The 11,805-nt window shown below is 49.3% G+C and carries 5 protein-coding genes; 4 read left to right on the top strand and 1 reads right to left on the bottom strand.

The annotated features are described in order from the left end of the window. Positions 1–102 precede the first annotated feature (102 nt). A complete protein-coding gene (locus MHH92_RS21140; RefSeq protein WP_253502020.1) occupies positions 103–537 on the top strand; it encodes an NUDIX hydrolase in 435 nt (144 codons plus the stop codon). Between the two features lie 57 nt (positions 538–594). Here the strand turns inward: MHH92_RS21140 and MHH92_RS21135 are convergent, their stop codons facing one another. Then, the gene (locus MHH92_RS21135) at positions 595–1,596 is read right to left on the bottom strand and encodes a Na/Pi cotransporter family protein (protein WP_340906098.1); all 1,002 of its coding nucleotides are present in this window, start codon (positions 1,594–1,596) and stop codon (positions 595–597) included. A 697-nt stretch (positions 1,597–2,293) separates the two neighbouring features. On the opposite strand from MHH92_RS21135, the gene MHH92_RS21130 reads away from it, so the two are divergent. The 3 genes from MHH92_RS21130 to addA all read left to right on the top strand — a co-directional run bounded on the left by MHH92_RS21130 (position 2,294) and on the right by addA (position 11,801). Then, positions 2,294–3,670 (top strand): class I SAM-dependent rRNA methyltransferase, encoded by a 1,377-nt coding sequence (locus tag MHH92_RS21130; protein ID WP_340906096.1) that lies wholly within the window; start codon positions 2,294–2,296, stop codon positions 3,668–3,670. Between the two features lie 203 nt (positions 3,671–3,873). Next, positions 3,874–7,377 (top strand): helicase-exonuclease AddAB subunit AddB, encoded by a 3,504-nt coding sequence (gene addB, locus MHH92_RS21125; protein ID WP_253502012.1) that lies wholly within the window; start codon positions 3,874–3,876, stop codon positions 7,375–7,377. After that, positions 7,374–11,801: a helicase-exonuclease AddAB subunit AddA gene (addA, locus tag MHH92_RS21120; protein ID WP_340906092.1), complete on the top strand. Its 4,428-nt coding sequence runs from the start codon at positions 7,374–7,376 to the stop codon at positions 11,799–11,801. The genes addB and addA overlap by 4 nt, the downstream gene beginning before the upstream one ends. Positions 11,802–11,805 lie beyond the last annotated feature (4 nt).

Genomic DNA, 11,805 nt, shown 5'->3' with positions numbered 1-11,805 from the left:
GAAACAAGGATTTCATTTCCTTGGGGAGCTTACCCGGGGAGATGAGGTCCTTCTTTTGCAAAAAATAAGATAAAGATATCGAAGTTGATGGGGGAGAGCACGATGAACAAAAAAGAAATTTCAGCAGGCGGAGTTGTTTATAGAACAGGGGAAGACGGACGTCTTCAAATTCAGCTTATCGTAGATCGTTATGGTAAAACAACTCTCGCCAAGGGCAAAATGGAAGATGGAGAAACAATTGAACAGACGGCACTGCGCGAGATTTTGGAAGAGACAGGTATGGTGGGCCGCATTGTAGAGTCGGTTGATATCATTGCTTACACGTACCAACATGCAGACTTTGGCCCGGTGGACAAGGAAGTTCATTATTATCTCGTTGAAGCCGAGAGTGGTGATCTACAGCCTCAGATTGAAGAAATCAAGGGTGTGGATTGGTATGCTCCGGAAGAAGCATGGTCCTTACAGCAGCAGAGCGGATATGATAATAACGATGATATCTTGCGTGTAGCCCTGAACAAGTTAGGCATTAACGTATAACGCACTATTGTTCGAGTCAGTTAGCCGCGCGCTCTGTGGGTCTGGATAGGCAGATCATCAAGCCACGGGTGACTTCGCCGCGGGGGCGTGGACCGGTGGTTTTTTGTGCCAGATTGGCAAGTAACAAAATGGCAAAGCAAGCAGTGAACTGGTGATGTTAAAAAGGGTCTGGGCATGTGCAATCTGTGCCCCGTTGTCCGCTGACAGCCAGGCCGAAGCTGCATGCAGCTGGCCGATCAGCGGCATAAACAGCAGCGCTCCCGCAATGTTTAATACAACATGGGAGGCTGCGACAAATTTGCCTGCGGATGCTCCACCCGCGGCAGCAATCACAGCGGTGATGCAGGTCCCCACATTGGACCCGATCACAATGGCGATGCCGATCTCCACAGGTAATACCCCTGTGGCTGCCAGCGTAATCGCCATGCTAATGACAGCTGCGCTGCTGTGAATGAGCGCTGTCAGACAGGCACCTGCAAGGAAGCCCCACCACAAGCTGTCGGCCGAGCGATCGAGAAACCATTGAAATACGCCCATGCTCCGCAAGGGTAAGGCAATGGATTGCATCACTTGAATGCCTGTCATAACAAGTGCAAATCCGGCAGCTGCGAGGAAGCTGTACTGGATGTTAAACAGAGTCTGACGCGTGCGTTCAGGAGCGGCCAGATTGCGTTCACCAAGAACAACAAACATGGCCCAGCCCGTTAGCGACAGGACGAGTAGCGGTAGGGAAGCACGTCCGATCTGCAGTCCCACCAGCTCCGTCGTCAGGCATGTCCCGATGTTGGTGCCAAGGATGATGCCAAGTGTTCGTCCATAGGTAATTAATCTGGCATTAGCCAGTCCAATGGTGAGTACGGTGACCGCAGTACTGCTCTGTAACAAGGCCGTTGCACCTGCACTGAAGGCCATGCCTTTCCATGGAGCAGAGGTGGCGCGATTGAGCCAACCTGCCAACATGGGCCCAGCCATGCGCTGCAAGGCCGTTTCCATCAGCTTCATGCCACCAAAAAAGATAATAAGCCCATAGAGTAGGGGCAATACAACATCTCTAAACATAGAAACATCATTCCTTCCGTCCGGTTCCTTAACTCATCCTATGAGTAAGAAAAGACAACCATGACAAGCCTAAAGGAATTCAGAGGGAAGTGACCTAAATTACCCGCCCCTCAATTCAAAAGATACAGAGATTCGTGCAAATGTAGCGAAGAAGACGAAATCGAATCTGAAGAAGCGAAGCGTGCGCCTTTGTCTCCGGAATTTCGCTTTAAAAAAGGGAGTCAAAAAATCTGGAGACAACAGCGATCAGAAGATCGATTCGAACCCGGAACGTTACCTAATTGCCGCACCCCAATTCGAAAGATACGGTGATTCGTGCAAACGTAGCGAAGAAGACGAAATTGTTACCGAAGAAGCGAAGCGCTCGCCTTTATCCCCGGATTTTCCCTTTAAGAAAGGGAATCAAAAAAATTCTGGGGATAACAGCGATCAGAGGAACAATTCGTCGCCGTAGCGCCACCTAATTGCGCCACCCCAATTCGAAAGATACGGTGATTCGTGCAAACGTAGTGGAGGGGACGAAATCGAATCTGAAGAAGCGAAGCGTGCGCCTTTGTCCCCGGATTTTCCCTTTAAAAAGGGAATCAAAAAAATCTGGAGACAACAGCGATCGGAAGATCGATTCGTAACCGAAACGCCACCTACGCGCCGCACCAAACCTATCTTTTCAACTAACTATGAAAGAAGTGGATCTACCTTGCCATCAGTTACACTCGAACGCAGTCGCAAAAAGCGGCTTGAACATGCACATCCATGGATATTTAACAATGAAATTGCCTCTGTTGACGGAAACCCGGAACCGGGAGATCTGGTCAATGTATTGAATCATCAAGGTCGCTATCTGGCGACAGGATATTACAATCCCGCATCTCAAATCACTGTAAGAGTTGTAGCGTATCAACCTCTGGAGTCCGAACAGATGGACACCGCGTTTTTTGCATCTCGCTTCCGCGATTGTTTGCGTCATCGGGAACGTTTTATCCAGGATGGCGAGGCATATCGTCTCGTTTACGGCGAAGCTGATTTTCTGCCAGGATTAATCGTTGATCGATTCGGCAGCATTCTCGTTGTACAGTTGCTTACACTTGGCATGGATCGTTGCCGTGAAGCCATCGTACAGGCACTCATTGAAGTAATGCAGCCAGAAGGCATATATGAGCGCAGTGATGTCTCAATTCGTGAACTGGAAGGTTTGGAGCAGACCAAAGGTCCGCTTTACGGAGAGTGCCCACGGCATGTCACCGTTACAGAAAATGGACTACTCATTAAAGTGGATATCGTGGAAGGGCAGAAGACAGGTTACTTCTTCGACCAACGCGAGAATCGTGCAGCCATCGAACCGCTTATGAAGGGTTGGGGCTACAAGAGTGGAATCACACTACAAACGACCGAGCAGGATGGCACAGAGCAGCTTTTGCCTGTGAATAAAAGTGGTAAAGTAGTTACATTCCCATATTGGGATGGTGCCACTGTACTGGAGTGTTTCTCACACACGGGCAGCTTTACGTTGAATGCTTGCAAGTATGGAGCCAAAAAAGTGACTTGTCTTGATATTTCGGAGCATGCCATTGAGAGTGCACGAACAAATGTGGAGCTGAACGGTTTCACTGACCGGGTCGAGTTCGTAGTTGCTGATGCATTCCAGTACTTGCGTGAACAAGTGAAAGGGCTGGATGAACGTACCGCACGTGCACGTGCAGGCGAACAGAAAGTGGATACATCCAAAGCGCTTGCAGCTGGCGGTAAAACATTTGATGTGGTCATCCTTGATCCTCCTGCATTTGCCAAAACGAAATCAGCAGTTAAAGGTGCATGTCGCGGTTATAAAGATATCAATCTGCAAGGAATGAAACTGGTCAATGAGGGTGGATATTTGGTAACAGCCAGCTGTTCGTATCACATGCGTCCAGACCTCTTCCTGGATACGATTGCCGATGCAGCGGAAGATGCAGGCAAAGTGCTTCGTTTGATCGACTGGAAAGCAGCCGGTAAGGATCACCCACAAATTTTGGGCGTGGATGAAGGACATTACCTGAAATTTGCTATTTTCGAAGTGCGCAGTAAAAAGAATTAATCGTATGATTGATTTTCGTTCCAATCAAGTATAGATCAAGTCAAAAGTCCACAGTGTGATAGCTGCGGGCTTTTTGCTGTTTTGCTGTGTTAACGGAGATGATCTCCGGTTTTACCGGATAGTGGCAAACGTATGTTCCGAACCAAGTCAGATATGTTATACTGGGAATTAAAATCTTGTACGTGTGGTTTGGAGGATTAGACATGTCCGTTCGTTTTGTTATTGGCCGGGCAGGCAGCGGCAAAAGCTCGCTGATTACCCGGGAAATTACATCCCTGCTTCAACAAGAACCACAAGGCACACCTTTGATTTTGCTCGTTCCCGAACAGAGTTCTTTTCGAACAGAGCAGGCATTGGTGTCTTCTGGAGCAATTAAAGGTACCATGCGTGCAGAAGTGCTCGGCTTTCGCCGTTTAGCCTATCGTGTAATGCAGGAAGCAGGTGGTTCTGCTCGTATTCCGATTGGAGCCGAGGGCAAAAAGATGCTGCTCTACAAGGTCATCCAGCGCCGTAAGGAAGAATTGAAGCTGTTTGGTGCATCCGGCAGCCAGCTGGGTTTTATAGGCGAATTAAATGATTTATATAGTGAATTTAAACGTTATGAAGTTGATCCATCATTGCTGGAAGAAGGGTTGTCTGGAGGGATTACCTCATCGACTTCGCCGATTCTGGAGGACAAGTTGCATGACTTGAATCTGATATATCGTGACTATGAACAGGAATTGACCAATTTATATATTGATGATGAAGACACGTTGACCGAGCTGACAGATCGTTTGTCGGAAAGTGCATTGCTGCAGGATGCCCAGATCTGGATTGATGGTTTTCAGGGATTCACACCACAGGAGATGAGTGTGATCGGTCGGCTGATGTTGCAGTCCTCTTCCGTGACCATTGCACTGACATTGGATCGTCCTTATGATCACGGCGCACTGCCTGGAGAACTGGAACTGTTCTATCCTACGGCAAGTGCCTACGCGCGTCTCAAAGGGATGGCTGACGAACTGGGTGTACCGAGCGATATAACCGTGCTAGATTCGGAGATTCCACCGAGATATAAGGATCGTCCGGGACTTGCTCATCTGGAGGCTGGTTTCGACCGCCGAATTCGTTGGAAAAGTGAAGGCCTTGATTCCGGAATCCGACTGGTTGCAGCGGAGAACAGACGAGCTGAGATGGAGGGAGCACTGCGTGAGATGCGGCGCCTGGCACAAAACGAAGGTGCGCGTTATCGGGATATGGCAGTACTTGTCCGGCAGTTGGATACCTACGCTGATATAGCTGAACCGTTATTCAGGGATTATGACGTACCCGTCTTTCTGGACCGCAGAAGAAATGAACTTCATCATCCATTATCCGAGTTTATCCGTTCCGCACTGGATATTGTTCGGCGCCACTGGCGTTACGAGGATGTATTTCGCTGTGTCAAAACGGATCTGCTGCTTCCGCGTGATGGTTCCATCACTCGTGAAGATATGGACCAGCTTGAGAATTATGTACTGGCTTGTGGTATTCACGGGTATCGCTGGACTGACGGCAAACCGTGGAAGTATGTACCAAACCTGACGCTCGAAGACAACGGTCAGGATGGCCGTAGTCGAGGACGTGACCAGATGCTTTCTTTAATGGAGAGCTGCCGAACGGTCATTACAGATTCTTTGGGTGTTTTTGAGAAACGAATGAAAAAGGCAAAGACAGCCAAAGCCCAGTGCGAGGCACTATACAGATTGCTGGAAGATGCTGAGATCCCATGGAAGCTGGAGAACATGTCTGCTGAAGCTAAGGCTCAAGGTGACCCCGAACGGTCGAGAGAACATCGGCAGATGTGGGGAGCTGTGCTGGATTTATTGGATCAGATGGTCGATATGATGGGGAATGAACGGCTGGATATCACGCTGTTTGCCGGGATGATTGAGACCGGATTGACGGAACTGAAGCTGGGTCTGGTACCACCAGCACTTGATCAGGTATTGGTTGGTTCTATGGACCGTACACGACTTCAGGACATCAAATACGTATTTATCCTTGGCGCCGTTGATGGTGAATTACCCGCCGTACCTCAGGATGATGGTGTATTAACGGAACTGGAGAGAGCGTTACTGACGGAAAGAGGCGTGGCGCTTGGACCAGGTGCAACAAGGCAGATGCTGGATGAACGTTTCCTGATCTATACGGCACTTACAGCGGCAAGCAGCCAGTTGTGGCTGAGTTACCCGGTTGCTGATGATGAGGGGAAAACACTGCTCCCTTCCGAGATTGTCCGCCATGTACGGAAAATGTTTGGTTTACAAGAACAGCCATTGCTCGCTCAACCGCCGGTTGCGAACTCGGAAGAAGCGCATTGGTCCTATGTCACCCATCCGGGTCAGAGTCTGTCAACGCTCATTGGACAATTGCGCAAATGGCGCCGCGGAGAAGACATCCCTGAAATGTGGTGGGCAGTCTACAATTGGCATGTATCTAGAGAGACAAGCAGACCTCAGCTGGAGCGGTTGATGGGATCGATCTTTTATCGTAATCGGGCATTACCACTACGTACAGTTACCAGTCGCAGACTGTATGGTACAGAGGTGAGGACGAGTGTCTCGCGAATGGAGCGGTTCGTCGCTTGTCCGTTCTCCCATTTTGCTTCGCATGGGCTGCGCCTCAAAGAACGGCAATTGTATCGCCTTCAGGCTCCTGATATCGGACAGCTGTTTCATGCTGCGCTAAGCCAGCTGGCTATGCGGTTGCGCGAAGAAAATCGTAGTTGGGGCAGTTTGACTCCAGACCAATGCCGTCAGGAAGCCGAGCAAACGGTGGAGCAGATTGCACCACAGCTGCAAGGGGAGATTTTGCTAAGCACCAAGCGATACGGTTATATTTTCCGCAAATTGAAGGACATTGTTAGCCGGGCATCCGTTATTCTTGGTGAACAGTCCAGACGTGGAAGTTTTGAACCGATTGGATTGGAGCTTGATTTTGGACCAGATAAAACACTGCCGCCACTACGTTTTGAACTGGAGAACGGGTGTGTGATGGAGATCGTGGGTCGAATTGACCGTGTAGATGTCGCAGAAGGAGAGAATGGTCTGCTCCTGCGTGTCATTGACTATAAATCAAGCCAGACGGACCTCAAGTTACATGAAGTGTACTATGGTCTGTCATTGCAAATGCTCACCTATCTGGAGGTGCTGCTTAGTGCTGCCGAAGAATGGCTTGGGGAAACGGCGATGCCGGGAGGAACGTTGTATTTCCATGTGCATAACCCGCTGTTGCAATCCGCAAACGGCATGACATCAGAGCAGGCAGGACAAGAACTGCTGAAACGGTTCAAAATGAAAGGTTTGCTGCTGGCGGATCGGGACGCAATCGCTCAAATGGACAACACCCTGGATAAGGGGTATTCAGCAATTATTCCAGTTGCCCTTAAGGCGGACGGAAGCTTTTATAGCAGCGCCGCTGTAGCTACGCCAGAGCAATGGGATACGCTGCTTGCTTCAGTTCGCAGTAATATCCGCGAGATTGGTACCCGGATTACGGATGGGGATGTGGCCATTGAGCCTTATCGTATTCAGCAGGAAGTGGCGTGTACGTTCTGTCCATATAAGCCTGTTTGTCAGTTTGATGAGAATATAGAAGGAAATGAGTATAACCTGTTGTCCAAACCGGGCAAACAGCAAATCTGGGATATGTTATCTCACACCAAGGGAGGGGAAACATCATGACGAATATGCCAAAACCGGAAGGAAGCTTCTGGAGTGATGACCAGTGGAGTGCCATCTCGGAAAGCGGAGAAGACATTCTGGTTGCCGCAGCGGCGGGATCAGGCAAGACAGCCGTACTGGTTGAACGAATTATTCGCAAGATCGCAGATCCCTCCCAAGGATTCAGTGTGGATCGTTTACTTGTAGCTACGTTTACCAAAGCGGCCGCCGCCGAGATGAAACAACGGATTCGGGAAGCGTTGGAACGTGCGATGGAAGAACAGCCTGGAGAAGAGCATCTGCGTAAGCAGCTGTCGCTGCTTGGACGGGCATCTATTACAACGCTGCATTCATTCTGTATGGAAGTCATTCGCCGTTATTATCAGCAAATTCCGTTGAACCCGGCTTTTCGTATCCTGAATGAAAATGAAGCGGAAATCATGCGGCAGGAACTGCTTGAAGAACTATTTGAGGAAAAGTATGGCGAAGAAGATGAAGGGAGTACATTCCGCGAATTAGTGGACTGGTTCAGTGGAGAACGAAACGATGATGCGATGCATCGACTGGTGCAACGTTTGTATGATTTCTCCCGCAGTCATTCCTGGCCGGATCATTGGCTCTCGGAGATGGCATCTGCTTTTCAGGTGGAAAGTGTAGAGGCACTTGGACATTCAGCATGGGTTCAGAGTATTTTGCGTGATGCGGCTCTTGCTTTGAGTGGTGCAGCAGGACTGCTCCGTCAAGGCATTCATATTTCCATGCAGCCTGAAGGTCCGGCACCTTATGCAGAAACGTTAAAAGAAGACCTGGTGATGGTAGAAGAGCTGCTGTCTGCGGCCCAGGTTATGCCATGGGAAAGGTTGCCTGAAGTGTTTCAACCCGCTACATTTGGCAAACTGAAACCCTGCAAAAAAGATCAGACGGACCCGGCTTTACAGGATCAGGTGAAGGAACTCCGTGAGGCCGCGAAAAAGGCAGTTACCGACCTGAAAGGTTCATTGTTCGGAAGAAGTGCGTTTGCGTTCTGGCAGGAGTTGGAGCAAGCGGCACCACTCATGCAGGAGTTGTCGAGGTTGGTTAGTACATTTGGAGAACGTTATCGACAGGCCAAACAGGAACGTGGGCAAGTTGACTTCAGTGATCTGGAGCATTACTGTCTTCACATTTTGCGACATGAGGATTCAACGCCTGAACTGTCGATGCCTTCCGATGCGGCTATGGAGTACCGTTCGCGATTCGATGAAGTGTTGCTTGATGAATATCAGGATACCAATACGGTTCAGGAAGATATCGTGAAACTGATCTCCAGAGAAAACCCGGGTAACCGATTCATGGTCGGTGATGTCAAACAGAGTATCTACCGTTTCCGGTTGGCTGAGCCGGGTCTATTTATGAACAAGTATCGCCAGTATGGAGCGAGCACACGTGAGGACGGAATGGTGGAAGATCGTCTGAATCGAACCGGTCAACGTATTGATCTTGCGCGTAATTTCCGTAGTCGAGCAGAAGTCGTGCATTCAGTCAATATGATATTCCGGCAACTCATGAACGAAGGTGTGGCAGAGATTGCTTACGATGAACGAGCTCAACTGGCATATGGGGCTACGTTCCCGTCAGAAACACTTGGTGATGAGGCGTATACACCTGAACTCATGCTGATCGATCGTCAGGGTGGTGGTCCTGATCTGACAGAGAGTACGGATGAGAATGGGGATGCATCGGTCTCCGCAGAACTGGAGAGTGCCGAACTTGAAACAGCCCAGTTGGAAGCGAGGGCAATCGCAAGGCGTATTCGGGAGATGGTTGGAGACACGGACAAACCTGCCCTCAATGTATATGACAAAGCTCTGCAAACGATGCGCCCAGCACGTTACGGTGACATGGTCATCTTGCTGCGTTCGACCTTGATGTGGGCTCCGCTCATGATAGAGGAGTTCAGACAGCAGGGAATTCCTGCTGGAGGAGAACAGAGCAAGGGTTATTTTCAGGCTACAGAAGTGGAAATCATGATGTCTCTGCTTCAGCTTGTTGATAATCCAAGGCAGGATATTCCACTCGCTTCCGTGCTTCGTTCCCCGATTGTTGGACTGGATGAAGAGGAACTGGCACAGATTCGGCTTGGTGACAAAAGACAATCATTCTATGATGCGGTTATATCGGCTGCGGGAGATTGGAGCGATTCCTCCACTAATGCTGTACAACAATCCCGGCAGGATAATCATCCTGATTCCAATATCGTCCAGTTACAGTGGCCAGAAGCCTGGGCAGAGATGGAAGAGGGACAGCGGGAGACAGCAGCTTCAGTCGAGGCAGAGATCCTGGATGATGTCTATGAATCCGATGTGCATACATTGCATACAGATGGAATGCAAGATGCTGGTGTTGCGGGACATGCAAGTGAGGATCCGGGCATAACGGAGATCTCAGGCTCGGAGTTGCAGCAAAAGTTAATTCGTTTTATGCGTCAATTGGAGCAGTGGAGACTTGAGGCAAGACAAGGCAGTTTAAGTGAACTGATCTGGCGTATGTATCGGGAAACCGGTTATTTGGACTGGGTTGGTGGTCTTCCAGGAGGACTGCAACGGCAAAGTAATCTTAAGGCATTGTACGATCGCGCACGACAATATGAGGAATCAACTGCGAATCGCGGCTTGTTCCGTTTCCTGACCTATGTTTCCAGACTGAGGGAAAACGGGGGAGACCTCGGGACTGTAGCAAGTAGCTCTGGTGAGCAGGACAACGCCGTACGTATCATGACGATTCACCGGAGTAAGGGTTTGGAGTTTCCAATTGTTTTTGTCGGTGGCATATCCAAGATGTTTAATCAGCAGGACTTGAACGCACCGTTTTTAATGCATAAGGAATTGGGATTTGGTCCGAGGTTTGTGGATCGTGAGAACCGGGTTGCCTATCCTACATTAGCCAATCTGGCGATTCGTCGTCGTGCGCAATTTGAATTGCTTGCTGAAGAGATGCGTGTGCTGTATGTTGCGTTGACCCGTCCCAAAGAGAAAATGATTCTGCTGGGTACTGTAAAAGATGCCGCGAAAAAAGCGCTCGCGTGGTCTCAGGTCAAGGATAGTCCTGAACTGGCATTGCCAGACTATCTGCTGGCTGCAGGACGGAGTTACCTGGACTGGATTGGGCCATCCCTGATTAGACATCCAGATGCGGGTGTGCTGCGTGAACTTGCTGGAAGCAATGATTCGTTCTCAGCTTGTCTTGCAGATGATCAATCACGATGGGCGGTCTCTATTATTTCCGCCGATCAGGTATCCCGTGATCATGTAGTGGATCAGACACTCGGAGAAGAAGACGGGATGACTGAGGTACGGAAAGAACGAATTGCTGCACTAAAAGCCGTTCAGCCTGTGAAGTTGGTTACATCCTCAACAGTAGAAGAACTGACGAAGAGTGCACAAGTCACGGCTAACCAAAACATTGGAGATGAAGGTGCAGCTACAGTAGATCTTCAACAAGAGGAGGCACGGCTGATCAACGAGGTTGATCAACGGCTTTCATGGACATACCCCTATGAAGCAGCAACTCAAGTAGCAGCCAGTACATCTGTCACGGAGTTGAAAACGTTACTTGCGATGCAGGACATCCAGTCCGTAGAGGTGATGGAGGAACTGGGAGAGCAGTCCGAGAAATCATTGGATTATAACACCTCAGGAATCAATAACATCAAGGATGAAACAAGCCATGCTCATCGTGATGCATCCAGTGAATCTATCAAGCATGAGGCTGGGTTAAAGTCAGATTCAAACCTTACGGTGAACGTTTCGGATGCGGGATCTGCGGGTACGTCTTTCAAACTGCACCTGCGTCGTCCGAAATTCATGGAGACAACGCAGCTGACAGGGGCAGAACGGGGGAACGTGTATCATACATTGATGCAGCATCTTCCTATAGATGGATCATCCGTTGATTCACAGCTTATTGAACAGACGATTGAGCGGTTGATTAAGCTTCAGATTTTACTACCCCATCATGCTGCGGCTATCGAACCTGAAGAACTGGCCGGATTTTTCAATACAGAACCAGGGAAAGAATTATTGCGTGCAGCGTGGGTGAAACGGGAAATTCCTTTTGTGTATGGACTTCCGGCACATCAGTCTCCTGTGGAATGGCTACATGAACGGGCGGCGAACTCAGATATACAGATGCTAAAAGAAGATAACAAAATGCAGGCAACGATTGAAAATGAAACCGTGCTTGTACAGGGGATTATCGATTGTCTGTATGAGGTGGACGGCGAGCTTGTCTTGCTTGATTACAAGACGGATCAGGTATTGGAGCATCGTGGTGGTTTGGATGAACTCACCAAAAATTATCGCTTCCAGCTGGAGCTGTATGGACGGGCTATTGAAGATATATTAGGTCGGAAAGTTGACCGGAAATGGCTGTACTTTTTTGATGGTGGACATGCAGTGGAATTGTAAAGGA

Origin of the sequence: Paenibacillus sp. FSL M7-1414 (assembly GCF_038003195.1) — a bacterium.
In the GTDB taxonomy this organism is placed as follows: Bacteria; Bacillota; Bacilli; order Paenibacillales; family Paenibacillaceae; genus Paenibacillus; species Paenibacillus amylolyticus.
The sequence above is the reverse complement of the archived record's forward strand: the minus strand, read 5'-3'. Positions and strand labels throughout refer to the sequence as shown.

Excerpts from the sequence above, each read along its gene's own strand:
- MHH92_RS21140 (WP_253502020.1), top strand. The coding sequence starts at position 103 with ATGAACAAAAAAGAAATTTCAGCAGGCGGAGTTGTTTATAGAACAGGG.
- MHH92_RS21135 (WP_340906098.1), bottom strand. The coding sequence starts at position 1,596 with ATGTTTAGAGATGTTGTATTGCCCCTACTCTATGGGCTTATTATCTTT.
- addB (WP_253502012.1), top strand. The coding sequence starts at position 3,874 with ATGTCCGTTCGTTTTGTTATTGGCCGGGCAGGCAGCGGCAAAAGCTCG.
- addA (WP_340906092.1), top strand. The coding sequence starts at position 7,374 with ATGACGAATATGCCAAAACCGGAAGGAAGCTTCTGGAGTGATGACCAG.